The sequence below is a fragment of the Rhodococcus zopfii NBRC 100606 = JCM 9919 genome (assembly GCF_001895025.1).
GTDB lineage: Bacteria > Actinomycetota > Actinomycetes > Mycobacteriales > Mycobacteriaceae > Rhodococcus > Rhodococcus zopfii.
The window spans coordinates 275356-298903 of the sequence record NZ_BCXI01000001.1; the positions used below are offsets into that span (position 1 = coordinate 275356).

Sequence of the window (23548 nt, forward strand, 5' to 3'; positions counted from 1 at the left end):
GGTCGTGCGGAGGCTGGGTTGAGACCGCCGAACAGAGTGCGCGGGGCGCGGGTTCGACGGCAGCTCGAACACGAGCTGAAAACACCGTAACTATAGCAATGTTTTGTGCGTTGTACATCACAATTTTTGGGAGGCCCACCCTCGGGCGCGGCGCGGAGCCGGTCAGTACAGGGATTCACCCCCGTCGACCACCAGGTTCGTCCCCGTCACGAAGGACGCCGCGGGACTCGCGAGATACAGTGCGGCACCGGCCATGTCGGCCGGAGTGCCTGCACGGCCCATGGGCACGGTGGCGGCCCGCTCCTCGAACAGAGTGTTGCGGTCCTGAGCCAGCGGGGTCGCGGTGATTCCCGGCGAGAGGGCGTTGACCCGCACGCCGGTGGAGGCCAGTTCGTACGCCGCGAGCCGGACGAGTTGATTCAGCCCCGCCTTCGTCGTGCCGTACGGAACGAGGGACGGGCGGGCGCCGAGCGCGCGGATCGAGGAAACGACGACGATCGAGCGGTTGGCTCCCTCGCGCTGCACCATCGACCGGGCGGCCGCCTGGACACACCGGAAGGTGCCGGTGAGGTTGAGGTCGATGCAGTCCTGCCACTGCTGCGGCGTGAGCTCGAGGAAGGGCACCGGGGTGCCGCTGCCGGCGTTGGCGACGAGGACGTTGAGCGGGCCGTGGCACTCCTCGGCGGTCGCGAACATCGAGGTGATCGAGTCGCCGTCGGTGATGTCGGCGACGACGCCCGCGACCCGCCGCGGCTGACCGCACCGCGCGCGCAGCCGCTCGACGGCGGCGTCCAGGACGGCCGGCCGGCGGGCGGCGAGCGTGACGGTGGCGCCCGCGTCGAGCAGATGCTCGGCGATGCCGTAGCCGATTCCTTCGCTCCCGCCGGTGACGAGGGCGTGCTGCCCGGCGAGAACCTGCGCCACGGAGGAAGTTTCGACGGATGTGTGTGTCATTGTGTTCCGGGTCATACACAGTGGTATAACATCAACTAACCGAAACATAGCAATAATTTGTGAGGATGCTTCCGGCCGGATTTCTCCAGCCCTATACTCGGCCGCACGCTCGCCCGGCCCGGACGAGTCGGGCATCCGCTGGCGCTACCGACGAGGACTTCCCATGACCCGCAACATCACGAGTTCGCAGGACACCGCCGCTCGGCGGCGCGCGGTCGCGATGACCCGCAACGAGAAGGTCTCGAAAACCGTCGCGCGCATGGTCGCCAAGGAGATCGCCGACCGCGGTCTCGCCCCGGGATCGGCGCTCGAGGCCGAGTCCGAGATGGCACGGCGCTTCGGCGTCGGACGCGCGTCGGTGCGGGAAGGACTGCGGCTGCTCGAGGCCCAGGGGCTGGTCACGGTCCGTCAGGGTCTCGGTGGCGGACCGATCGTCTCCGAACCCTCCGGGAGCGAGTTCGGCGACACCCTCTCGATGTACCTGCAGGCCAGGGACGTCAGCTTCCGTGAGGTCGCCGACGCGGCGCTCGAGATGGAGGGACTCGCCGCGGCGATGCTCGCCGATCGCGTCGCGGCCGGCGAGGACGTCGATCTCGACACCCTCGCCGGCAAGCGCATCCATCCGGATATGTCGAACGACGAGGTGATCGACACCGCGGTCGGTTTCCACCGGATGCTGCGCGAGATGTCGGGCAACTACATCCTCACCCTGACCGGATCGGCACTCGCCCATATCTACACCGACCGGATACTCGAGGCGCATCCCCACGAGTGGAGCGAATCCGAGCGCGAAGGCTTCTCCGGCCCCCACGAGCAGATCCACGCCGCCATCGCAGCCGGGGATCCCGAACGTGCCCGCAGTCTCGCTCGCGAACACATGCGCGAGGTCATCGAACGCCTCTCGGCTCTGAACCCCCGCATGCTGGACGAACGCGTGGCCTGGCACTAGATCGCCGCGTCCTTCCCGGTTCGACAGCGCCGCGGCCAACCCGCCCGCAGCCCGCACGACGTCCTCGACGATCCGGTGGCACATGCGCCACCGGATCGTCGCCGTGCAGGTCGCCGCACCGAATCGGAGTTCGCAGTGACATCACGTCCCAAGCCCTGCCCGAAGCGCTCCCTCGAGCCACCGCGCCGCGGCGCCCACTCCCGCGCCACCTGGGCGATCGTGTTCGCGACCGTCGGCGTGTTCATGGGTATCGGCGTCGTCAGCCCCATCCTCGCCCCGCTGGCCACCGAACTCGGCGGCACCCCGGCCCAGGTCTCGCTGCTGTTCACCAGCTACATGGCGGTCATGGGTCTGGCGATGATCACCACCGGATGGATTTCGAGCCGGATCGGCATCCGCACCACGCTGCTGCTCGGGCTGGTCGTCATCGCGATCGCGGCACTCGGTTCCAGTGCCTCGGCCTCCGTCGGCCAGATCGTCGGGTTCCGCGCGGGCTGGGGTCTGGGCAACGCCTTGTTCGTCGCCACTGCGCTCGCCGCGATCGTCGCGACCATGGCGGGCCGGCCGTCCAGGGCCGTCATCCTCTACGAGTCGGCGGTCGGCACCGGGATCGCCACGGGTCCGTTCATCGGCGGCCTGCTCGGGGAGATCTCCTGGCGCGTCGCCTTTCTCGGCTCCGCCACGCTCGTGGCTCTCGCGTTCGTCGTCCTCGTCGTCCTGCTTCCCCGGAGCGCGACGCCGCCGACCCCGACGTCCTTCTCCGCGCCGTTCCGGGCGCTCACCCACCGCGGGCTGTTGTCGGTGGCGCTGGTGTCGCTGCTCTATCACCTCGGACTGTTCGCCATGTTCGCGTACGGCCCGTTCGTACTCGGGCTCACCGCGGCGCAGATCGGGGTGGTGTTCTCGGGGTGGGGCCTGTGCCTGGTCTTCTCGACCGTGGTCCTGGCTCCGCGAATCCGCAACGCGCTGGGCGCGATCCCCGCCACGGCGGTGGCGTTGGTGCTGTTCTCCGCGACGCTCGGCGTCACGGCCACCTTTACAGGACACCGCCCGGTGGTCGTCGCCTGCATCGTGGTCTCGGGACTGTTCGTGGGGGTGCTCAACGCCCTGGTGACGGAGATCGGGATGGATGCCGCCCCGGTCGACGGGGCCACCGCGGCCGCCGCGTACAGCTTCGTGCGGTTCGGCGGCGGGGCGTGCGCGCCGTGGCTGGCCAGCTGGGCGGGTGAGGCCACCAACGAACACGTGCCCTTCGCCGTGGTCGCGGGTGCCTCGGTGCTGGCGCTCGGGGTCCTGACGTTCGGCGCGCCCGCCCTGCCCGCACGCCACCGGAAGCCGGCCCGGCGCCGTGGACGGCGGCAACTCACCGGATCGGACGACGCCACCCCGGCGGCCACCCGGGTCACCACCGAGGCGTGACGCAGGCCACGTCCTGCGCTACCATCGCTATACATACGAAATATTGCAGTGTTTATCGTCCGGCGGGCGCCCGCCTCGCCGCGCCCAACCGACTCCCACGAAAGGCTTTGCCCGTGAACGGATTTCCCACGACCGCACGCACCGTTGTCGTCACCGGCGGCACCGGAGGACTCGGCACCGCGGTGACCGGGCATCTCCTCGACGCCGGATGGCGGGTCGTCGTCCCGTGGTTCGATCCGGCCGAGGCCGACCGCCTCGACGCGCACCCCGGGCTCGAGCTTCTGCGCGCCGACCTGTCGAGCGAAGCCGACGTCGAGACGCTGATCGCCCGGGCGGCCGGCGACGACGCCCGCCCGCTCACCGGGGTTGTCAACCTGGTGGGCGGCTTCCACTCCGGCAGCCGCGTGCACGAGACACCCGTCGACGTGCTCGACGCGCAACTCTCGATCAACGTGCGGATCGCGTACCTGGTCACCCAGGCCGCCCTTCCCGAGCTGATCCGCCGCGGCGGCGGGTCCGTCGTGTGCATCGGCTCCGCGGCGGCGACCCGGCCCTTCCCGGGGGCGGCCGGATACATCGCCTCGAAGGCGGCCGTCGCCGCGCTGGTGCAGTCCCTGGCTGTCGAGTACACGGCCGACAACATCCGGGTCAACGGCATCGTCCCGTCGATGATCGACACCCCCGCGAACCGTCTCGCCATGCCCGGAGCCGACACCTCGACGTGGGCGCGCCCGGCCGACATCGCCGAGGTGATCGCGTTCCTGCTGAGCGACGCCTCCCGCGCGGTGACCGGCGCGTCCATCCCGGTCACCGGCTCTTCCGCCGCGGGATAGCACCGAAACGGAAGGGACCCCGGGGATGCTTCCCCGGGGTCCCTTCCGGCTGCGCGCCGCGGATCAGCCGTGTGAGGACACGCCGAGCCGATCCGCGAGCGCAGCGAGCCGGTCCTGCCGTTCCGCGAGCGTGACCCCGCTCCAGCCGGCGTCCGCCCACACCACGAGATCGTCGATCCCGTGATCGCGGTAACGCTCGAGGTCGGCGGCGGTGGTCGCCTCCGTCACCGCGACCCGCACGTAGCAGGGGAAGTCGCCGTCCGCACCGAGGTCGGCGCGATGGCGACGGAGCGCGGCGACCAGCTCGCAGGCCTCGTCGAATCCCGGTGTCCCCGAGGAGAACCACGCGTCCCCGAGCCGAGCGGCGCGCGCGAGTGCCTGCGGCCCGTTGCCGCCGTAGACCACGGGCACCGGGACCGGCCGCGGATGCACCTGCACCTCGTCGAACCGATAGTGGGTGCCCGCGTGCGAGAACCGCTCCCCCGCCCACGCCCTGCGCAGGATCTCCACGCATTCGTCCGTGCGGGAGAACCGCCCCCGGAACGGCACGTCGAGGGCGGCGAACTCCTCGCGCAACCACCCCGCTCCGACGCCGAACAGAACTCGGCCGCCGCTGAGTTCCTGAACGGTCAGAGTCGTTCGCGCGGTGTGCAGCGGGTGCCGCAGGGCGGTGACGTACACGGCCGTGCCGAGCGCGATCCGGCTCGTCGTCGCGGCGATCGCCGCGTGCACCGCCCACGGGTCGGTGAGTTCGGTGGTGACGTCGACGATCGGTCCCGTGTGGTGCTGGCTCGTGCCGGTCGACGGGTGCGCGCTCGCGTACGCGGTCGGGTGCAGCACATGCTCACCCAGCCACAGCGCGTGGAATCCCAGCGCGTCCGCGGCGCCGGCCAGCTCCAGCGCGTCCCGGGGGGTCACCCCGTAGGTGCAAAGTCCGACAGTGGGCACAGATCCTCCTCGTAGCGGTGGTGACACCGCGGTCGTGTGGCGGTGGGTGGGTCCGCGCGCTCAGCCCCCGAGCAGCCCGAGCGCCCGGCGGGCGAGCGGCTCGACGAGGTCGCCGCGCTGCCCCATCCTCGGATCGGTCGTTTCGCCGCGCACGAACCGTGCGTGGAGCTGTTCGAGAATCACGACGGTCTTCCAGCATCCGAACGCCTCGTACCAGTCGATCCGCGACAGGTCCAGGTCGCTACCTGCGGCGTACCGCTCGACGATCTCGGCCCGCGACGGCAGGCCCAGCGCGTGCATGCCCGGCACGACGATGAACGCCGCGTCCGAGCCCGGGTCGACGGTGTGGTCGGGCCAGTAGTTGAGCAACGTCCCGAGGTCGACGAGGACGTCGCCGGTGGTGGCCATGTCCCAGTCGAACACCGACTTGACCCGGTCGGGATCGCCGTGTGGGAACTGGCAGTTGTCGACCTTGTAGTCGCTGTGGACGATCCCCGCGCGCCGGCTCGTGGGAATGTCGGCGCGGATCCGGCGACCCACTTCATCGACGAGCGCCGCGACCGGCGGCGATACCGCATACCCGGAGACCGCGTCCCACCGGCCGGACCAACCGGTGACCTGACGCTCGAGGTAGCCGTCGGGTCGCCCGAGATCACCGAGATCGCACGACGCCGGGTCGACGGCGTGCAGGTCCGCGAGCGCGTCGACGACGGCGAAGCCGATCCGGCGGCCCGAGTCCGGGGCGGTCATCGTCTCGGGAATCTCGTCCCACACGACGACGCCGTCACGGTACTCGGAGACGAAGAACTCGGCTCCTACCACGCCGGTGTCGGCGCAGTGCAGCAGAGCGCGGGGTGCCCGGTCGTAGGCCCGGTGCAGCCGGGACAGGACCTTGTGCTCCCGGGTCATGTCGTGGGCGCCGCGGGCGAGCGCCCCGAACGGCGGGCGGCGCACGACGAGCAACCGGTCCCCGAACGCGACCCGGTAGGTGAGGTTGGCCGATCCGCGCGGAAACTGCAGGACCGAGAACTCGCCGTCGAGACCGTCGAGGTGTGTCCGCAGGTGATGCTCGAGCGCGGTCCAGTCGAGCTCCTCCCCGGGCCGGACCGGGGCGAGCTCGGTGCGGGGCTCCTCGGTCACGCCGGCCATCACTGCACCCCGAGTGCGGGCAGACCGAACTTCGCCTCGGCGGCCGCGTCGAGCGCCGGCAGATGGGTGGTGGGGAACAGCCCGCCGGCCGGAGTGGCCGTCTTGAGCAGCTGCTTCGCGATCTGCTGCTTGTGCAGCTCGGTCGCGCCGTCGGCCAGACCCATGTGGTAGCTCTCGAGCAGCCACTTACCGAACGGCATCTCGGTGGAGATGCCGAGCGAGCCGTGCAGCTGGATGGCGCGGGAGACGACGTTGTTGAGCACCTTCGGCATCACCATCTTCACGGCGGAGATGTCGGCGATCACCTTCTTGTAGTCGTCGAGCTGGTCGATCTTCCACGCGGTCCGCAGCACGAGCAAACGGAACTGTTCGAGGTCGGCCCAGGATTCGGCGATCATGTCCTGCACGAGCTGCATGTCGGCGAGCGATCGGCCGCGGGTCTGCCGCGACACGGCACGCTCGAGCATCATGGCGAGGGCGGCCTTGACCAGCCCGACGGTGCGCATCGCGTGGTGGATGCGCCCACCGCCGAGTCGGGTCTGGGCGACGGCGAATCCCTCTCCTTCCGCGCCGAGCAGGTGGTCGGCGGGCACCCGCACATCGGTGTACCGGATGTAGGCGTGCGTGCCCTCCGATTCCTGGTGCCCCCAGACGCCGACGTTCCGGATGATCTCGATGCCGGGGGTGTCCATGGGGACGACGAACATCGAGGCGCGCTCGGTGCGCGGCGCGTCGGGGTCGGTGACCGCCATGACGATGAGAAACGAGGAGAAACGGGCGTGTGAGGAGAACCATTTCTCGCCGTTGATGACGTAGTGGTCGCCGTCGCGGACCGCGCGGGTGACGAAGCTCGTCGGGTCCGATCCACCCTGCGGTTCGGTCATCGAGTAGCACGAGGCGATCTCCCCGTCGATGAGGGGCTGCAGGTAGCGCTCCTTGAGTTCGGCGGTGCCGTAGTGCGCCAGGATCTCGGCGTTGCCCGAGTCGGGCGCCTGGCACCCGAAGACGACCGGGCCGCTGTGGGTGGCGCCGAGGATCTCGTTGAGCAGCGCCAGCTTGAGCTGGCCGTAGCCGGGACCGCCGAGTTTGGGACCGAGGTGGCACGCCCACAGGCCTTGCTCGCGGACGATCTGCTGCAGCGGCTTGATGAGCTTGTTGCGGGTCGGGTCGGTCACGTCCCATGCGTGCTCGATGACGCGGTCGACGGGCGCGACCTCCTCGTCGACGAACTTCTGCACCCAGTCCAGCTTCGCCTGGAACTCGGGGTCTGTTTCGAAATCCCATGCCATGTCGATCGTCTCCTGCCGTTGTTGTGAAGATTCGGGATGGTCAGCGCGTGAGGACGGTGCACGCGCTGATACCGGGCGCGCCGTAGACGTGGGTGAACCCGACCTTCGGGTCTCCCGGCACCTGCCGGTCGCCGGCGGTACCGCGCAGTTGCACGACGTTCTCGTACACCTGGCGCAGGCCGGTGGCACCGATCGGCTCGCCGTTGGCGAGGCAGCCGCCGTCGGTGTTGACCGGTATCGCCCCGCCGATCTCGGTGGCGCCGGAACGGATGAGCGTCTCCTGCTCTCCGTGCTTGCACAGACCGGTCTCGGCGAGGTGCATGATCTCGGCGCCGGCCTCGGTGTCCTGGATCTGGGCGACATCGATGTCGATCGGGTCGATGCCCGCGGTCTCGAACGCCGCCCGCGAGGCGGTCACGGTGGGTCCGTCCGCGCGGTCCGGCGAGATCCAGGGGCTGAAGACCTCGAACGAGCCGAACAGTCGCGACCGCAGTTCGGCGGCCTCGAGGAAGACCGGGGTGTCGGTGTAGCGGTGGGCGTGGTCGGCGCGCGCGAGCACCAGGGCGACACCGCCTTCCGCCGGGGAGCAGAACATGTACTGCGTGAGCGGGTCGTTGACCATCGTCGCGCCGGTGATCTGCTCCTCGGTCAGCGGCGAGCGCCGCCAGGCATGCGGGGCGAGCGCGCCGTTGCGGAACGCCTTCGCGGCGACGGTGGCGAGCAGCGACTTCGGCAGGTCGTGTTCGACGAGGTAACGCTGGATCTTCATGGCGAAGAACTGGGTGGTGACCATCATCCCGGACTCGCCGTACCAGCGGCCCAGGCCGTTGTCCTCGGGGCGCGGATTGAACGCGCCGCGGGGGTGCTTGTCGAACCCGACGACGAGGCCGAGGTCGGATTCCCCGGACCGGATGCGGCTGACCGCAGAGGTCAGGGCGCTGCCGCCGGTGGCGCAGCCGTTGGAGACGTTCACGAAAGGCAGGCCGGTCAGTCCGAGATCGGAGACGAGGGTGTCGGCGTTGCCCGCGGAATCGCTGCCGCCGTAGGCGAACTGGATGTCCTTGAACTCGACTCCCGCGTCCGCGAGCGCCTGCCGGGCGGCGTAGGCGCCCTGCGCGCGGCCGCTGACCCCCTCGGTGCGGCCGAACTTGTGGATGCCGACGCCGACGATCGCGACCTTCATGACATCTCCTCCGTGGTCGGGGCGAATGCGAACGTGACGACCTCGGTGCCGTCTTCGTCGACGTGGTTGACGACGCGGCACAGGCGCATCGCCATTCCGATCCGGAGGGCGTCGGGATCGGCGACGGTGAGCCGGGATTCGACGATCACATCGCCGAGATCGATGTAGCCGACGCCGAACGGGGTGAAGGGCTCGGCGTGCAGGAACGGCCGCTTGGGCGCGAAGGACTGCACGGTGTACGACCAGAGGATTCCGTCGCGGGGCAGCGCGACGTCGTCCATGCCGGTGGCGCCGCAACGCGGGCAGCCGTCCTGGCTCGGGAAGGTCACGGTCCCGCACTCCGCACACCGGGCCCCGCGCAGTGCGGCGTCCGGCGTCTCGTCGGCGAACAGGTGCGGATCGAGGGGACGGATCGGTGTTGTCGCGGTCATTGCGCGCCTCCCGCGGAGGCGGCACGCGCGGTGTCGACCTCCCACACCGGCAGCACGACGGGGTTGCCCGCGGCGTCCGCCCCGAGGTCCTCGAAGGTGCACCGCACGGGCGTGCCGGCGGTGACGTCGGCCCGTCCCGGCAGGTTGCCGATCAGACGCACCCCGTCCGCCTCGCCGTCGAGATCGACGACGATCACCGTGTACGGCGTCGGGAACAGCGGGTGCACCTGGTGCTCGACGACGGTGTGGCTGTAGACGGTGCCGGTCCGCGGGGCGGGTGTCCAGGTCACCGCGGTGGACGCGCAGTACACGCACCGCGGTCGCGGCAGGTGGATGCGGCGCCCGCAGTCCCCGCAGGTGAGCAGGGCGATCTCGCCGGCGGCGGCGGCGCTGAAGAAGCCGCTGCTGCCGCGTTCGGTCACGAGCGGCCGCAACCGGCCGGCTGCCGCGGTCGCGGCCGTCGGGGCGTTCATGCCGCCACCAGGATCAGTGCGGACGCCGCCGGCGGCGGTGCCGACGTGACGAGCGAGACCCGCGCGCCCTCCACCTGGCTGGTGGAGGTGCCGCGGATCTGCCGCACGCCTTCGACGATGTGGTTCATTCCGTGGATGTAGCCCTCGGACATGTGTCCTCCGCTGGTGTTGATCGGTATCGCCCCGCCCAGGTCGATCTGGCCGTCGGCGAGGAAGTCTCCGGTGTCGCCGCGCTTGCAGAATCCGTAGTCCTCGAGCTGGATCAGCGCGGTGATCGAGTAGCAGTCGTAGATCTGCGCGACGTCGATGTCGGCGGGGCCGAGACCCGCGCGGCTGTACAGCGTCTCCTGGCATTCCCGGGACGGCAGCGCGGTGATGTCCTCCCGCATGAGCGTCGGGTACATCAGGCCGGGCTGCGGGTGCCGGCAGGTGGACATCGCCGCGGACCGGATCAGCGCGGGCGGCTGCCGCAGGTCCTTTGCCCGGTCGGTCGTGGTGACCACGACCGCGGCGGCACCGTCGGTTTCGAGGCAGTAGTCGTAGAGGCGCAGCGGCGACGAGAGCATCCGCGAGTCGAAGTAGTCGTCGAGTGTCATCGTGCGCTCGTACATCTGTGCGGCCGGGTTGGCGTTGGCGCGCCGGCGCGTGACGAGGGCGATCTGGGCGAGCTGCTCGGACGTCAGGCCGGTCTGGGTCATGTACCGCTGCGCCATCAGCGCGAAGTACTGACCGGACGAGAGCAGGCCGTACGGTCCGAAGAACTCCTCGAAGGTCTCGTTGCCGCCGACCTCGTCGGTCGCGACGGGTGAGAGACCGAACCGGCGGCCGGATCGGCCGTTGAGCGAACGGAACACCACGACGGTCGTGGCCTGGCCGCTCATGATCGCGGCGACGGCCTGCGCGACCATCGCGGCCGGGCCCGAGCCGCCGGGGCCGGCTTCGCCCCAGTACGTCAGGTGCGGGACGCCGAGGCCGTCGGCGAGTGCCGCGCAGGAGACGAGGTCCATGTCGTTGCGGACGACGCCGTCGACGTCGGCGGGGGTCAGGCCGGCGTCGGCGAGTGCGTTCGCGGCGGCCTCCACCGCGAGCGCGGTGACGGACACCCCGGAGTCCTTGGAGTATCTCGTCGTTCCGATTCCGGCGATTGCGCAGGCATCTCTGCGCCAGGTGGGGTCGGTGGGCATGTGTGGGTCACCTCTGTGTCGTGCCCACCGTGACGGCGGGCGGGGGGATCAGTTCGCGGTCAACCCGCCGTCGGCGGCGATCGCCGCGCCGGTCACGAAGGACGCGTCGTCGGAGAGGAGGAACGCGACGACCGAGGCCATCTCGGCGGGGTCGGCGGACCGGGCCAGCGCAGTGTTCTCGACGACGCGACTGCGGGTCGCCTCCGGTTCGGGTCCTTGCAGTGCCTGCGAATTCGCCCTCAGTCCGGTCGACACGAGTCCCGGGCACAGGCAGTTCGCGCGGATGCCGCGGTCGGCGTATCCCATGGCGACGGACCGGGTCAGCTGCAGGACACCGCCCTTCGATGCGTCGTAGCCGGGCGTGTTCAGGTTGGTCGCGACGAGCGAGGCCACCGATCCGACCGTGACGATCGATCCGCCGCCGGCGTCGAGCAGGTGCGGCAGGACCGCGCGCAGCGGAAGGAAGGTCCCGGTGAGGTTGACCCGCAGGATCCGTTCCCAGTGGGCGAGTTCCATCTCGTGCAGCATCGCGGTGCCGTTGATGCCCGCGCACGTGACGACGCCGTCCAGGCCACCGAACTCGGTGACGGTGGCGGCGACGGCCTCGGCGACGGAGGTCTCGTCTCCGACATCGCACCGCATGCCCAGCGTCCGCGTGCCGGTCTCGGCGACCGCGGCGGCGACCGACTCGGCGGCGTCACCGCGCGCATCGGTGACCGCGACGACGGCGCCTTCGGCGGCGAGCCGGTGCGCCACCGCCGCGCCGATTCCGCTTCCGCCTCCCGTGACGAAGATCCGGCGTCCTTCGAGCCGGCGCATCACACCCGCGGCAGCCGGCCGGGTGGACGCGTCGAGCGCGGTCACAGCCGCACTCCGGCGTCGACCGGCAGTGCCACACCGGTGATGAACCGCGACTCGTCGGACGCGAGGAACAGCACGGCGCTGCTCATGTCCTCGGGCGCGACCCAGCCGATTCCCATGGGGTTGCGGTCCTTGGACCGTTCCCACAGATCGTCCGGTCCCGGGTCGTCGAGGTCGGGGCCGAACACGCGGAAGGTCGCCTCGTTGTGGAGCATCGGGGTCTCGACCGCGCTGGGGTTGACGGTGTTGACGCGGATGCCGTGCGGCCCGAGCTCGGTGGCCAGGGTGCGCATGAGGCCCACGACACCGCTCTTGGACGCGTTGTAGTGGCCGATGTTCGCCGAGCCCAGGAATGCCTGCACCGAGCTGGTCATGATGATCGATCCGCCCCGGCCCCCGCGGATCATGTCCGGAACGACGGCGCGGATGGTGTGGAACACGCCGGTGAGGTTCACGTCGAGCATGTCCTGCCACTCGACGTCGCTGAGCTCCCAGGTGGGCCGGAATCCGACGATGCCGGCGTTCGCGCAGACGATGTCGATGTGGCCGAAGGCTTCCAGTGCGTCCGCGACCACCGCGTCCAGCTGCGACTGGTTCCGCACGTCGGCCACGCGGGACAGGACCCGCCGCCCGGTGGCGGCGACGAGCGCCTCGGTCTCCTTCAGGTCCGTCTCCGACGCGAGCGGGTAGGGCACGGAATCGATCTCCGTGCACGCGTCGACGATCACGATGTCCGCGCCTTCCTCGGCCAGCCGGACCGCGTGTGCGCGTCCCTGGCCCCGGGCGGCGCCGGTGACGAACGCGACCTTTCCTTCAACTCTTCCCATGGGGATGTCTCCTTAGTTGCGTGACGGGCTGCGGGTGTCCGGTGCTCACTGGTTGAACAGGCTCGCGAACCGGGCCTTGAGCTCCTCGAGCGACCCGGCGGTCATCGCCGCGGTGTCCTGGGGTGCCACCTTGTCGACGGTGGTGACGGCCGACGCGACCCCGGGCAGGACGGCGGCGTTGCGGAAGGACAGAGCTTCCTGACCGGAGGGGGTGATCATGTAGTTCGCCAGCACTTGAGCCGCGTTGGGATGGACGGCGTCGGCGAGGACGGCGGTGTACATCGGTGCCCCCCACACGAGGTCGCCGAACGCCGATGCCACGGGTGCGCCGTTCTTCTGTTCGGCGGTCTGGTCCTGGACGAACGCCGCCGCCGCGATCTCCCCGGAGGCGAGCGCTTGGGCGAGCGGCAGGGCGCCGGGGTAGATGCGGGGGCGCTGCGCGGCGAGGTCGTCGAGGAAGCCCTCTCCGGCGACCTGGTCGAGGTAGTTGCCGTAGAAGTCGACGTGCGCGGTCGAGGTGGGGACGACGATGCCGATCTTGCCGTCGGCCAGGGCCGGGTCGAGCAGGTCGGTGTAGCTGTCGAGGCCGTCGGGGTGGCGCTGGGTGTTCCATCCGAAGGTGAGCACCGAGGCGCCGCTGACGAAGTAGCCGCTCTCGTTCGCGAGTGAGGTGTCGTACTGCGTGTCCGGCGCCGTGAACGACGGTCCGACGGGTGCAGCGATGCCGCCGCGCGCCCCGAGGTCGGCGGCCCACGGTGCGGTCGCCTGGGTGACGACATCGGCGACGCGGTTCCCGGTGTCTCCTTCGGCTCCGATCTTCTGGTGCAGGTTGGCGTCGACGTCGCGGACGACGTTGAGCTTGATCCCGTAGTCGGCTTCGAAGCGCCGGCCGAGTTCGGCGATCGCGTCGGAGGCATTGGACGAGTAGAGGGTCACCTCCCCCTCTGCCTTGGCCGCGTCGACGATCTGCTGCCACGAGTCGTCGCCGGCCGGACCGGTGGCGCCGATCGAGTCGGAGGTGATGCGGTCGTCGCCCGTGGAGCCGCCGCAGGCGGCGAGGAGAACGGCGAGGGCTCCGGCGGTCAGCGTCGCGGTGATGCGGCGTGTGGCCGGGGACGCGGTGCGACGCGACGGCCGCAGTGCGCGAGTGAGGTTCATGGATGCTCCTGTTCGGAGGAGTGGACCGGGGGACGGGTCAGGGGGTGGCGGTGCGTCCACCGTCGACGGGGATGACGGCGCCGGTGGTGTAGGTGGAGGCGGGGCCGGCGAGATACAGTGCGGCGCCGACGATCTCATCGGGGTTGCCCGCCCGTTGCAGCGGCATTCCCCGAAAGAGCTCGTCGGCGGAGTCCATGTCCCATGCCTTGCTGATGTCGGTGAGGAAGGCGCCGGCCATGATCGTGTTGACCCGGACGCGCGGCCCGTAGGCCTGGGCGAATCCCTTGGTGAGGGTGTTGAGTCCGGCCTTGGCGGCCGCGTAGGGCAGGTCGGTGGTCATCGGCCGCACGGAGGCGATGGAGCTGACGTTGATGATCGATCCCCCGGAGCCGGACGCCATCCGGGGGCCGACGAGACTGGTGAGCCGGAACGCGCCCTTGAGGTTGACGCCGATCACCTTGTCGAACAGCTCTTCGGTGATCTGGTCCAGGCTCGGGTACAGCGGCGCCATCCCGGCGTTGTTGACCAAAACGTCGAGGTGCCCGAATTCGTCGTAGACGCGCTCGACGAGCGGCGCGTGCGCGTCCCAGTCGCCGACGTGGAAGGCCAGCGGAAGGGCCTTGCGCCCGGTTGTTTCGGCGACCTCCGCGGCCAGCTTCTCGCAGCTGTCGATCTTGCGGCTGACGATGACGGTGTCGGCGCCGGCGTTCGCGAACGCGAGGACCATCTCGCGGCCCAGGCCGCGGCTACCGCCGGTGACGAGCGCCACCTTTCCTTCGAGAGGCAGTGGATTGGGGGTCATGACGGCTCCTGTGGTTCGGGGCGGCGCGGGCGGGCGCGCCGGGGGCGGGGGGTACGGCGGGGTTCCGGCAGCGCCGCGGCGTTGCCGGGGTCGGCCGGGACAGGTCAGGTGGTGGGGACCAGTCAGGTGGTGGGCACCAGGGGCACGAGGGCCTTGCCGGTGGCTGCGCCGTCGAGCATTCCGACGAAGGCGTCCCAGGCTCCGGCGACGCCTCCCGGGAATTCGGTGTGCACCGGCCTGATCCGTTCGGTTCGGACCAGGTCGGCCATTTCGTCCTCGAACTGGTCCTGTGCGTCGAGGTGGTCGGCAAGAAGAAAGCCTTCCATCCGTGCTCGGCGCCAGATGAGTTTGATGAGATTGTTCGGGCCCGGAACGGGTTCGGCGGAGTTGTAGATGCTGATCATCCCGCACAGCGCGATACGGGCGTGGTCCGCCAGAACGCGGACAGCCGCCTCGAGCTGTTCGCCTCCGACGTTGTCGAAGTAGACGTCCAGGGCGGTGACCCCGAGGTCCGACATGGCGGTGCGCAGCAGATCCTTCGCCGGGCCGTCGTGGTGGTCGAACGCGGCGTCGGCTCCGAGGGCCTCCGTCAGCGCGACCTTCTCCGGGGATCCGGCGCTGGCGATCACGACGGCGCCACGCTGTTTCGCCAGCTGGACGGCGGTGGACCCCACCGCGCCGGCGGCGGAGGACACGAAGACGACGTCGCCGCTGCGGACCTGCGCGATCCGCTCGACACCGACCCAGGCCGTCATTCCCGGGATGCCCAGCACGCTCAGGTGCACGGCGGCGGGCAGGTCGTCGTGCCGCAGCCGGCGGCAGTCGGATGCATCGACGAGAGCTTCTATCCGCCAGCCGAAGTCGTGGAGCACGAGAGATCCGGGGGGAAGTGCGGCGTGGTCGGACTCGATCACGACTCCGACCGTGGGGGCGAGCATGGGCTCGCCGAGACCGTAGGGCTCGGCGTACGTGGCCTCACCGCCCATCCGTCCCCGCATGTAGGGCTCGACGGACATGACGAGGTTGCGCACCCGAACCTGCCCGGCGCCGGGCCGGCCGAGGGTCGACTCGACCAGTTCGACGTCGGTGGCCCGGGGGCGCCCACTCGGGCGCGATCGGAGCACCCACTCGAGTTGGGCTGTGCCGGAGGTGACGATGTCGGTCACGGAAAGCTGTCCTCTCTGCTGCCGGAGGTCGATGGGGGCGCGGTCATCCCGCCGTGAGGTCGGCCGTGATCCGCTCGACGAGGTCCCGGCGAACGAGCTTGCCGGTCGGGGTCCGGGGCAGTTCGTCCACGAACACGACGTCGTCCGGAGTCCGCGAGCCGCGCAGACGCTCCCGGCACCAGTTCCGGATGGACTCGGCGTCGTCGTGGTCCTTGGACGCCGGAACGATCACTGCACAGATCCGCTCGCCCCATTCGTCGTCGGGTGTACCGATCACGGCAACCTCGCGCACGTGGTGGTGATGCACCATCACGTCTTCGATCTCGGCGGGCGCGATGTTCTCGCCGCCGCGGATGATGGTGTCGTCCGCGCGCCCCCCGATGTAGAGGTATCCGTCCTCGATGCGGGCGCGGTCGCGGGTCGGGAACCAGCCGTCGGCGTCGAGAACCGACCCGTTCCCCATGTACTCGCCGCTCACCTGTGCGCCCCGCACCCACAACAGGCCGGTCTCCCCCTCGGGGAGCACCCGTCCGCCGTCTTCCGATCGGATCTGCGCGTCGACGCCGGGCACGATCTTTCCGGTCGACGCCAGCCGTCCGCGCAGCGCCGGATTCGCGAATGCCTCACGATGATCGTCGGGGCCGAAAACGGCTATCGTCGAACTGGTTTCGGTGAGCCCGTAGGCGTTGACGAAGCCGGTGTCGCCGAATGCTCCCAGCGCGCGTTCGAGGACCGGTCGCGGCATGCGGGCACCCCCATAGGCGAGCGACTCGAGGGTCGGGACGTCGGCGGGGGCGCCGCCGAGATGATCGACGATGCGGGCGAGCATGGTGGGCACGACCATCGCGCTGGTCACCCCTTCCGCGCGGACGGTGTCCAGCCATCGCTGCGGCGCGAAATCCGGCAGGTGAACCATGCGGCGGGTGGAATAGATGTTGCTCAGGACGGCACCCAAGCCCGCGATGTGGTAAGGCGGCGTGCTGAGCAGCGCGGCCTGTTCCGCACCGGCGGAACCGAATTCGACGGTGTTGATCAGGTACGACAGCAGGTGGCGGTGACGCAGCAGCACACCCTTCGGCGCCGAGGTCGTTCCGGAGGTGAACAGGACGATCGCGGTTCCGCCGTCCTCCGAGGCGTCCACCTCGACCGGGGCGGTGGTGCTCGCGAGGCGCAGGAACTCCGCGGTCGACAGGATGCGGTGCCGGCATCCGGCCAGCTTGGCGATGTACTCGTCGTCGGCCACGATCACGGGTTCGTCGAGCCGGTCGATCAATTCGAGCACCTGCGCGGCCGGGAGCCGGTAGTTCAGTGGCGCGAGCGGGATTCCGGCGCGTGCCGCGGAGAACATCAGGGTGGGAAGCACCGGGCCGTTGACACCCACGAACACCGCGTGACGAGCGTGCAGTTCGGCGAGCAGACCTGCACCGCGCGAAGCGAGTTCGTCGAGCTGCCGGTAAGTCGTGCCGCCCGCGCGCGGACCCAGCGCGATCCGATCGGGGGCGGCAGCCGACGCCATGTCGAGGACCATTGCGATGCCCATGTGACCACCTGTCTGTAGAAGCGGATGCCGTACGAACCGAGAGGTGAGCCGGTCGACGCTCGTGGCCGCGTCGAACACGGATGCACGTGCGCACCCGGCTCGAATCACCCTGTGATGCACACCATAGCAATTATGCCAATATTTGTGAAGGTATCGGTGGATCATTTTCGCCAACCGGCCTCACCTGCGGAAATACCCCGGGGGATGGCCCCCGAGCCGGGGTGACATACTTGACCACACAACTGAATAGCCACCCGAACCGCGGCGGGAGAGTCCCGCACAGCAGCGGGCGCCGAAGGAGCAACCTCCCCGGGAATCTCTCAGGCCCCCAGACCGCCGCGGCGAGGCTCCTCTGGAAAGCAACCCGTCCGGGTTCACCGAAGGTGTAAGCGGATCACGTCCGCGAAAGCTCTCAGGTCCCAATGACAGAGCGGGGAACGACATCACCCGCTGGTGCCGCACGGCGCCCTGGCCTGAGGAACATGTGTGACCGTTTCCCTCGGCGCGCCGCCGCGCGCCTCGCTTCCCGCTGCTCCGCCCCCTCCCGCGCCGCGGCCCGCACCCGCCCCCGACCGGCGCCTCGGCATCGTCGCCATCGTCCTGTCCGCCACGGCGATGGGCGCGGCGGGACTGTTCGGACGCATGGCCACGCCGGACGGCGCGGTGCTGGGCGAGGCGTTGACGCTCGGACGCATGGCGGTCGGCGCGGCGGGCATGCTCGTGCTGCTCACCCTCACCCGGCGCCTCGGGCAGCTGCGGCGGGTCCGCCTGTCGGGGTCGGTCGTCGCGGGCGGGGTCTTCCTCGGGCTGTCGCTCGCCACCTACCTGTCGGCGACCGTCCTGACCGACCTGTCCCGGGCCGTGGTGCTGCACTATCTCGGACCGGTCGTCGCGACCGTGCTCGCCCGCGTGGTCCTGAAGGAATCGATCACTCGCCTCGACGCGCTGTCGCTCGGGACCGCATTCGTCGGCATGCTGTTCGCGGCCGGTCTGGTCGGCGGTAGCTCCGCCGGCGGTGACCAGGAGACACTGGGAACCGTCCTCGGGGTCACGTCGGGTGTCTTCTACGGCGCCGCCCTGCTGTGCTATCGATACCGCAGCGACATGCCGTCCGATGTGCGGTGCTTCTGGAACTTCGCGTTCGGCGCGATTGCCACCGGGGCGATGGTCGTGGTGACACAGCCCGACCTGTCGGGGATGACCCCGGGCAATTGGACGTGGGCGGCGGGCTTCTTCGTCGTCTGCGGCCTCTTCGCCCTGGGTCTGCTGGTGGTCGCCGGGAAGCACCTGCGTGCCGCCGAACTCTCGGGCCTGTCGTATCTCGAAGTGGTGGTCGCCCTGATGATCGGCGCGCTCGCATTCGGCGAGTCCGCGTCCACGCCGGCCGTGTTCGGTTCGGGCCTGATCCTGGTGGCGATGGCGCTGCCGATGCTCGCCGGCCGGCGGCGCTGACCCCGTGCGTGGTTTCGGTAGCTGCAGCTACCGAAACCACGCACGGGCGGACGTCACTCCTGACGGTGCCGCGGTTCGTCGGAGGCGGGCGGCGCGAGATCCGGTGCGGTGGGCGGCACCCACCCCGTCGCGAGCGGCTCCGACGCCGGCAACGCACCGGGCTTGTCGAACTCCGGTCCCCCGGCCCGCTCCCCGCTCATGCGCACCGCCGGGTCGACGGGCTTGCGCGCGACGGCCTCGGCCTCGGCGACCGCTTGCGCGACCTGCGGGTCGCGGACGGTGGTGAACCAGTCGGCGACCTCGGCGGTGTCGTCCTCCGGCCGGGGAAGCTCCTCCTCGACGGGGGACGCCTCGAAGCGGAACACCCCGTCGTCTCCCGGTGCGCCCAGGGTCTTCGCGAATCCCTTGAGGGCCTCACCGAAGTCGCTGGGCACCAGCCACACCTTGTTCGCGTCACCCTGCGCCATCTGCGGCAGCGTCTGCAGGTACTGGTAAGCGAGCAGCTCGGGGGTCGGCTTGCCGGACTTGATCGCCGCGAACACCTTCTCGATGGCCTTCGCCTGCCCCTGCGACTCGAGGTACTTCGCGGCCCGATCGCCCTGCGCCCGCAGGATCCGGGACTGGCGTTCGGCCTCGGCCTCGAGGATCGCCGCCTGCTTGGAACCCTCGGCCGAGAGGATCCGCGACTGCTTGTCACCCTCGGCGGTCTTGATCGCGGCTTCGCGGTGGCCTTCGGCGGTGAGGATCATCGCGCGCTTCTCGCGATCTGCCTTCATCTGCTTCTCCATCGACTCCTGGATCGACGGCGGCGGGTCGATGCTCTTCAGTTCGACACGGGCGACCCGCAGCCCCCAACGCCCCGTCGCTTCGTCGAGCACTCCGCGCAGCTGCCCGTTGATGGAGTCGCGCGAGGTCAGGGTCTCTTCGAGGGTCATCCCGCCGACGACGTTGCGCAGCGTCGTCACCGTCAACTGCTCGACGGCGGCAATGTAGTTGCTGATCTCGTAGACCGCAGCCTGCGGGTTGGTGACCTGGAAGTACACGACGGTGTCGATGCTCAACGTGAGGTTGTCCTGGGTGATCACCGGCTGCGGCGGGAACGACACGACCCGCTCGCGCAGATCCACCTTCGCGCGGATCCGGTCGACGAACGGCACCAGGAACGTGAGCTGCCCCGACGCGGTCCGGTAGTAGCGACCCAACCGTTCGATCACCGCGGCCTCCGCCTGCGGCACCAGCGCCACCGACTTGACCACGACGAGCACCACCAGTGCCACCAGAACGGCGAGCACGATCAACGCTTCCATCGTCAGACACCCCTCCACACGACGGCCGTTGCGCCGTCGATCTGCATCACCGTCACGGTCGTTCCCGGTTCGTACACCGCGGTGTCGTCGAGCGGCCGCGCCGTCCAGATCTCACCGTTGATCTTGACCTGCCCGGAATGCTCGGCGACCTGCTCGAGCACCAGCGCATGTTTGCCCGGCAGGGCGTCAACGCCGGTGGTCAGCGCGGGCGGAGCCGCATAACGTCGCCGCAGCGCAGGTCGCACCCCGAGCAGCAACACCAGCGAGGACACCGCGAACACGACGGCATCGGCCCACACCGGCAGGTCGGTCGCGGCCGAGACACCAGCGGTCACGAGGGCGGCGCCGCCGAGCATGAGCAACACGAAGTCACCGGTGAGCGCTTCCGCGGCTGCCAGTGCCACACCCGCGATCAGCCAGATCAATGCCGTCACGTCACCATCGAACCACAAATCGGACACCGAGGCAGATGCCCTGGCAGAGCGTCCGAGGAGCGCGGAGGACACCCCCGGCCCGGCGACCGCGCGACTGCTCGCCGCCGAGGTGGCGGGCACCGACGGCGACACCTTCGTCGTGCAGGTGTTCGTCGACATGCTCTCGAAGAGCAAGCAGACCCCGGACGGCGTGGCCGCCACCGCGACCTATCGGGTCACCATGCATCGGGCGTCGGACTGGACCATCACCGACGTCGGCGGCGTGGGGGCCGGGCTGCCCGGGACGGGCGGGTCCGAGGCCGCGCCGGGCAGCGGCGGCCGCTGACCTCTTCAGCCGCAGCAGGGTTCGGGTCAGGCCTCGTCGGGTTCGGTGACGAAGTCGACGAGGCGCTCGACCGCCCCGATCAGGTGCGATTCGAGGTCCCGGAACGAGTTCACGGCGGTGTAGACGCGGCGCCAGCCGTCCTGAGGTGTGCCCCAGCCCAGTTCGCGGCACACCCCGGTCTTCCAGTCCTGACCGCGCGGGATCATCGGCCACGCGTCGATCCCGACGGCCCGCGGCTTCACGGCCTCCCAGACGTCGATGTAGGGGTGGCCGGTGACCATGACGTGGGGACCGAGGTTCGCGGTGAGTCGTTCTTCCTTGGATCCGGTCACCAGGTGATCGGCCAGGACACCGACGCGCCGCCCCGGTCCGGGGCAGAACTCGGCGAGGCGGGCGCCGAGGTTGTCGAGACCCTCGAGCTGCTCGACGACCACCCCTTCGACGCGCAGGTCGTGTCCCCATACCCGTTCGACGAGCGCGGCATCGTGCACCCCCTCGACCCAGATGCGGCTGCCGCGCGCGACGCGGGCCTTCAGTCCCTCGACCCGGGTCGAGCCGGACGCGGATCGTGTCGAAGCCTGCACGGCCGGGCGGGCCTTCGGCCGAACCAGCGTGACGGGTTTACCGTCGACGAGAAACGCGGCGGGACGCATCGCGAACAGGCGGGTGCGGCGCTGCCCGTCCTCGAGGCGCACGAAGTCGCCGTCGTAGGTGCGCTCGAAACCCACCACCGCGCCGCACCAACCGGAGGCAGCGTCCTCGACGACGAGTTCCCTCTCGGCCTCGACTTCGGGGATCACCGGCTTGCGGGTGCGGTTGTGGCCGGCGTAGATGTCGCCGCCGTACATGTCGCGTGGGCTCACGCCCGTCGACGTTAGGACACGGCGCCGCGCCGTCGCGGCTGCCACGCCGGGTGCCGTTGTGACGGATCGCCGTATGCTGTGCCGATGAGTTCCCCGAGCCTGACGCTGGCCGCCTGGGCAGGGTCGTGGCTGTCCGGTCACGCCTCCCCCGACGACGTGATCGACGCACTGCACGAGTGGGCGCCGATGCATCTGGTGAGTGCCCACGACGCGGCGGCCGCATCCGCGACCGGGCTCCCCGACCGCGGTGCCGCCGACGGCGCCGCGCTGCTGCTCACGCTGGTACGCCGCATCGACACCGCGGCCGGCGCGGGCGTGCATCTGGTTCTGCCCGCTCCGGGAGACGTGCGTGCGCTGCCGGCGGGTACCGCGTTCGCATCGGCAGCACTCGCGGCAGGCGAAGGTGTCGTCGTGGGGGCGCCCGGCACCCCGGGCGTCGGTCTGGTGCCCACCGTCGAGGGGCCGGACGTCCTGCGGTGGACCGTATTCGCAGTACCGTCGGTCCCCGAACCGGCCGTCGACGGTGGTCTCGGCGCAGCCGAGTTCGCGATCCGGGAGGCGGTGCGGGACGCAGCCTCCGCGCTGAGCGGCATCCCGACGGTCGGGACGGACGGGCGCCGGACCGATCCGCGGGCACTGATCGCCGAGGAGGTCGCCGAGCTTGCTCGGCACCGCTATCCCGCTTCGCTTCCCCCGCGTGCCGTCCGCGTCCTCGACACCGCGGACCAGGTCGCGGCGATTCTCGCCGTGGCGGGCCGCGGGGGCGGCATGCGCGCCGGCTCCGCGTCCGGCGCCGCGAGTCGTGAAGGAGCACTGCAGCCGCTGTGGACAGCTGTGCGGGAGGCCCGCGTCGGAGCGGTGGCGGCCGCACTGCGGGCCGAGTATCACCGCTGACGCGCCGACGAAATCCGGCGACCGGTCGGTGAACTGCACCTGCACCCGCGGATGACACCGAGGTGAACGGTGTGCACCCGCATCCGCATCCGCGTTCTGTGTCACTAACCTGACGATCCTGAGCTCGCCGGAGTCCGCCGGCGGAGGGACGAACAGGACCACACTCCACATGTCGCACGCATCCGACCGATCCTGGCGTTCGAACGCCACCCTCGCCCGTCTGCGCTCCGGACTTGCGACGCTCGGACCGGGAGAGCAGCGTGTCGTACGCGCCGTGCTGACCGAACCGGGGGCAGTGGTGGAATTGTCGACCGCCGAGCTCGCGGCGGCGTCGGGCACCTCTCCGGCGACCGTCGTGCGAGCGTGCCAGCGTCTGGGCTTCCGGGGTTTTCAGCATCTTCGTCTCGAACTGGCCAGGGCCGCACCGGATTCCGACCGCGTGTCCGCGACCCCGCTGGATTCGGCGTTCGCGGCCACGACGGAGGCACTCACCGCGACCCGCGCGACCGTCGACGAAACCGGGTTCGCGCAGGTGGTGGACCTGATCGTTCGGGCTCGCCGGATCCTGCTGGTGGGCAACGGTTTCTCGTCTCCGCCGATCCAGGACGCCGCGTTGCGGTTCACCACGGTCGGCCGCAGCGCCGAGGCCCCACTCGACATTCTCGGTCAGCAGTTCTCGGCGCGACTACTGACCGGAGAGGATCTGTGCCTCGCGGTGAGCTACTCGGGCGCGAACACCCACACCCTGCGTGCATGCAGGGCCGCACGTGAGCGCGGCGCGACGATCGTGTCGGTGACGAGCTACACGAGCACACCGTTGACGCGTCTGTCCGATCACGTGCTGTTGACCGGTGCGGGTGCGCACGAGAACGAAGCGGATTCGTTCGCGGCACGCGTGTCCCAGAGCACGATCCTGTATGCGCTCCAACGGGCCGTGCTCGAGCATCCCGAGCACGGGGGCACCGACACCGGAGCCCACGACGTGGTGGCAGACGCTCTGACCGACGCACTCCCCGACTGTTAACCGGCGCGACGTCGCCCGTTTCGGACAAAGGGGTCAAACGTTCGATCCGTGCATCCACGATATGGCTCGCCGGAACAGTGTTC

24 protein-coding genes and 1 riboswitch are annotated in these 23548 nt (G+C 70.1%); of the genes, 7 read left to right on the forward strand and 17 right to left on the reverse strand.

The window, feature by feature from the left end:
- Positions 1-162: 162 nt before the first annotated feature.
- The gene (locus RZ1_RS01195; protein ID WP_072808443.1) at positions 163-954 is read right to left on the reverse strand and encodes an SDR family NAD(P)-dependent oxidoreductase; all 792 of its coding nucleotides are present in this window, start codon (positions 952-954) and stop codon (positions 163-165) included.
- A 163-nt stretch (positions 955-1117) separates the two neighbouring features.
- Between RZ1_RS01195 and RZ1_RS01200 the strand changes: the two genes are divergently transcribed.
- From RZ1_RS01200 to RZ1_RS01210, 3 genes are all read left to right on the forward strand, one after another.
- Positions 1118-1903, forward strand: coding sequence for a FadR/GntR family transcriptional regulator (locus RZ1_RS01200; RefSeq protein ID WP_072808444.1), 786 nt, complete (start codon positions 1118-1120; stop codon positions 1901-1903).
- A 135-nt stretch (positions 1904-2038) separates the two neighbouring features.
- Entirely contained in the window at positions 2039-3322 is a 1284-nt protein-coding gene (locus RZ1_RS01205; protein ID WP_139281737.1) for an MFS transporter, read from the forward strand.
- A gap of 113 nt (positions 3323-3435) precedes the next feature.
- A complete protein-coding gene (locus tag RZ1_RS01210) occupies positions 3436-4155 on the forward strand; it encodes an SDR family NAD(P)-dependent oxidoreductase (protein WP_072808446.1) in 720 nt (239 codons plus the stop codon).
- Positions 4156-4218: 63 nt separating this feature from the next.
- On the opposite strand, the gene RZ1_RS01215 is transcribed toward RZ1_RS01210, so the two are convergent.
- The 13 genes from RZ1_RS01215 to RZ1_RS01275 form a co-directional block, all read right to left on the reverse strand.
- Positions 4219-5103 (reverse strand): TIGR03619 family F420-dependent LLM class oxidoreductase, encoded by an 885-nt coding sequence (locus tag RZ1_RS01215; protein WP_072808448.1) that lies wholly within the window; start codon positions 5101-5103, stop codon positions 4219-4221.
- Positions 5104-5163: 60 nt separating this feature from the next.
- The gene (locus RZ1_RS01220) at positions 5164-6252 is read right to left on the reverse strand and encodes a phosphotransferase family protein (RefSeq protein WP_072808748.1); all 1089 of its coding nucleotides are present in this window, start codon (positions 6250-6252) and stop codon (positions 5164-5166) included.
- Complete coding sequence (locus RZ1_RS01225; protein ID WP_072808450.1) at positions 6252-7541, reverse strand: acyl-CoA dehydrogenase family protein; 1290 nt, start codon at positions 7539-7541, stop codon at positions 6252-6254. The genes RZ1_RS01220 and RZ1_RS01225 overlap by 1 nt, the downstream gene beginning before the upstream one ends.
- A gap of 40 nt (positions 7542-7581) precedes the next feature.
- Complete coding sequence (locus tag RZ1_RS01230; RefSeq protein ID WP_072808452.1) at positions 7582-8724, reverse strand: thiolase family protein; 1143 nt, start codon at positions 8722-8724, stop codon at positions 7582-7584.
- Positions 8721-9155, reverse strand: coding sequence for a Zn-ribbon domain-containing OB-fold protein (locus RZ1_RS01235; protein ID WP_072808454.1), 435 nt, complete (start codon positions 9153-9155; stop codon positions 8721-8723). The genes RZ1_RS01230 and RZ1_RS01235 overlap by 4 nt, the downstream gene beginning before the upstream one ends.
- On the reverse strand, positions 9152-9628 hold the full coding sequence (locus RZ1_RS01240; RefSeq protein WP_072808455.1) for a Zn-ribbon domain-containing OB-fold protein: 477 nt from the start codon (positions 9626-9628) through the stop codon (positions 9152-9154). The genes RZ1_RS01235 and RZ1_RS01240 overlap by 4 nt, the downstream gene beginning before the upstream one ends.
- Positions 9625-10812 (reverse strand): thiolase C-terminal domain-containing protein, encoded by a 1188-nt coding sequence (locus RZ1_RS01245; protein ID WP_072808456.1) that lies wholly within the window; start codon positions 10810-10812, stop codon positions 9625-9627. The genes RZ1_RS01240 and RZ1_RS01245 overlap by 4 nt, the downstream gene beginning before the upstream one ends.
- Positions 10813-10860: 48 nt before the next feature.
- Entirely contained in the window at positions 10861-11676 is an 816-nt protein-coding gene (locus RZ1_RS01250; RefSeq protein WP_244899307.1) for an SDR family NAD(P)-dependent oxidoreductase, read from the reverse strand.
- A complete protein-coding gene (locus RZ1_RS01255; RefSeq protein ID WP_072808457.1) occupies positions 11673-12500 on the reverse strand; it encodes a mycofactocin-coupled SDR family oxidoreductase in 828 nt (275 codons plus the stop codon). Before RZ1_RS01255 ends, RZ1_RS01250 begins: the two co-directional genes overlap by 4 nt.
- A gap of 45 nt (positions 12501-12545) precedes the next feature.
- Positions 12546-13658 (reverse strand): ABC transporter substrate-binding protein, encoded by a 1113-nt coding sequence (locus tag RZ1_RS01260; RefSeq protein ID WP_083583451.1) that lies wholly within the window; start codon positions 13656-13658, stop codon positions 12546-12548.
- A 37-nt stretch (positions 13659-13695) separates the two neighbouring features.
- Positions 13696-14460 carry an SDR family NAD(P)-dependent oxidoreductase gene (locus RZ1_RS01265; RefSeq protein WP_072808459.1) on the reverse strand — a complete coding sequence of 255 codons (765 nt, stop codon included), beginning with the start codon at positions 14458-14460 and terminating at the stop codon, positions 13696-13698.
- 122 nt (positions 14461-14582) lie between these two features.
- Positions 14583-15626, reverse strand: a complete 1044-nt coding sequence (locus RZ1_RS01270; RefSeq protein WP_238072419.1) for an NADP-dependent oxidoreductase — start codon at positions 15624-15626, stop codon at positions 14583-14585.
- A 43-nt stretch (positions 15627-15669) separates the two neighbouring features.
- Positions 15670-17166 carry a class I adenylate-forming enzyme family protein gene (locus tag RZ1_RS01275; protein ID WP_072808756.1) on the reverse strand — a complete coding sequence of 499 codons (1497 nt, stop codon included), beginning with the start codon at positions 17164-17166 and terminating at the stop codon, positions 15670-15672.
- Between the two features lie 255 nt (positions 17167-17421).
- Positions 17422-17512, forward strand: a riboswitch (glycine riboswitch).
- 140 nt (positions 17513-17652) lie between these two features.
- Between RZ1_RS01275 and RZ1_RS01280 the strand changes: the two genes are divergently transcribed.
- Positions 17653-18618 (forward strand): DMT family transporter, encoded by a 966-nt coding sequence (locus RZ1_RS01280; protein WP_072808460.1) that lies wholly within the window; start codon positions 17653-17655, stop codon positions 18616-18618.
- Positions 18619-18671: 53 nt separating this feature from the next.
- Here RZ1_RS01280 and RZ1_RS01285 read toward each other — a convergent pair whose 3' ends face one another.
- Both RZ1_RS01285 and RZ1_RS01290 read right to left on the reverse strand, forming a co-directional pair.
- The gene (locus tag RZ1_RS01285; RefSeq protein WP_072808461.1) at positions 18672-19925 is read right to left on the reverse strand and encodes an SPFH domain-containing protein; all 1254 of its coding nucleotides are present in this window, start codon (positions 19923-19925) and stop codon (positions 18672-18674) included.
- 2 nt (positions 19926-19927) lie between these two features.
- On the reverse strand, positions 19928-20359 hold the full coding sequence (locus RZ1_RS01290) for an NfeD family protein (protein WP_072808758.1): 432 nt from the start codon (positions 20357-20359) through the stop codon (positions 19928-19930).
- Between RZ1_RS01290 and RZ1_RS30820 the strand changes: the two genes are divergently transcribed.
- Positions 20301-20684 carry a hypothetical protein gene (locus RZ1_RS30820; protein WP_174565138.1) on the forward strand — a complete coding sequence of 128 codons (384 nt, stop codon included), beginning with the start codon at positions 20301-20303 and terminating at the stop codon, positions 20682-20684. The two genes, RZ1_RS01290 and RZ1_RS30820, sit on opposite strands and share 59 nt — an antisense overlap.
- A gap of 26 nt (positions 20685-20710) precedes the next feature.
- Here RZ1_RS30820 and RZ1_RS01300 read toward each other — a convergent pair whose 3' ends face one another.
- Positions 20711-21547: a DUF3097 domain-containing protein gene (locus tag RZ1_RS01300; protein ID WP_174565146.1), complete on the reverse strand. Its 837-nt coding sequence runs from the start codon at positions 21545-21547 to the stop codon at positions 20711-20713.
- Between the two features lie 84 nt (positions 21548-21631).
- Between RZ1_RS01300 and RZ1_RS01305 the strand changes: the two genes are divergently transcribed.
- Positions 21632-22441 carry an Rv1486c family protein gene (locus tag RZ1_RS01305; RefSeq protein ID WP_072808465.1) on the forward strand — a complete coding sequence of 270 codons (810 nt, stop codon included), beginning with the start codon at positions 21632-21634 and terminating at the stop codon, positions 22439-22441.
- 169 nt (positions 22442-22610) lie between these two features.
- The gene (locus tag RZ1_RS01310) at positions 22611-23465 is read left to right on the forward strand and encodes a MurR/RpiR family transcriptional regulator (RefSeq protein ID WP_072808467.1); all 855 of its coding nucleotides are present in this window, start codon (positions 22611-22613) and stop codon (positions 23463-23465) included.
- Positions 23466-23548 lie beyond the last annotated feature (83 nt).

What these genes read in the sequence shown, in the direction of transcription:
- RZ1_RS01195 (WP_072808443.1), bottom strand. Translation starts at nt 954, where the DNA reads ATGACACACACATCCGTCGAAACTTCCTCCGTGGCGCAGGTTCTCGCC.
- RZ1_RS01200 (WP_072808444.1), top strand. Translation starts at nt 1,118, where the DNA reads ATGACCCGCAACATCACGAGTTCGCAGGACACCGCCGCTCGGCGGCGC.
- RZ1_RS01220 (WP_072808748.1), bottom strand. Translation starts at nt 6,252, where the DNA reads ATGGCCGGCGTGACCGAGGAGCCCCGCACCGAGCTCGCCCCGGTCCGG.
- RZ1_RS01225 (WP_072808450.1), bottom strand. Translation starts at nt 7,541, where the DNA reads ATGGCATGGGATTTCGAAACAGACCCCGAGTTCCAGGCGAAGCTGGAC.
- RZ1_RS01230 (WP_072808452.1), bottom strand. Translation starts at nt 8,724, where the DNA reads ATGAAGGTCGCGATCGTCGGCGTCGGCATCCACAAGTTCGGCCGCACC.
- RZ1_RS01235 (WP_072808454.1), bottom strand. Translation starts at nt 9,155, where the DNA reads ATGACCGCGACAACACCGATCCGTCCCCTCGATCCGCACCTGTTCGCC.
- RZ1_RS01240 (WP_072808455.1), bottom strand. Translation starts at nt 9,628, where the DNA reads ATGAACGCCCCGACGGCCGCGACCGCGGCAGCCGGCCGGTTGCGGCCG.
- RZ1_RS01245 (WP_072808456.1), bottom strand. Translation starts at nt 10,812, where the DNA reads ATGCCCACCGACCCCACCTGGCGCAGAGATGCCTGCGCAATCGCCGGA.
- RZ1_RS01255 (WP_072808457.1), bottom strand. Translation starts at nt 12,500, where the DNA reads ATGGGAAGAGTTGAAGGAAAGGTCGCGTTCGTCACCGGCGCCGCCCGG.
- RZ1_RS01260 (WP_083583451.1), bottom strand. Translation starts at nt 13,658, where the DNA reads ATGAACCTCACTCGCGCACTGCGGCCGTCGCGTCGCACCGCGTCCCCG.
- RZ1_RS01265 (WP_072808459.1), bottom strand. Translation starts at nt 14,460, where the DNA reads ATGACCCCCAATCCACTGCCTCTCGAAGGAAAGGTGGCGCTCGTCACC.
- RZ1_RS01275 (WP_072808756.1), bottom strand. Translation starts at nt 17,166, where the DNA reads ATGGGCATCGCAATGGTCCTCGACATGGCGTCGGCTGCCGCCCCCGAT.
- RZ1_RS01285 (WP_072808461.1), bottom strand. Translation starts at nt 19,925, where the DNA reads ATGGAAGCGTTGATCGTGCTCGCCGTTCTGGTGGCACTGGTGGTGCTC.
- RZ1_RS01305 (WP_072808465.1), top strand. Translation starts at nt 21,632, where the DNA reads ATGAGTTCCCCGAGCCTGACGCTGGCCGCCTGGGCAGGGTCGTGGCTG.
- RZ1_RS01310 (WP_072808467.1), top strand. Translation starts at nt 22,611, where the DNA reads ATGTCGCACGCATCCGACCGATCCTGGCGTTCGAACGCCACCCTCGCC.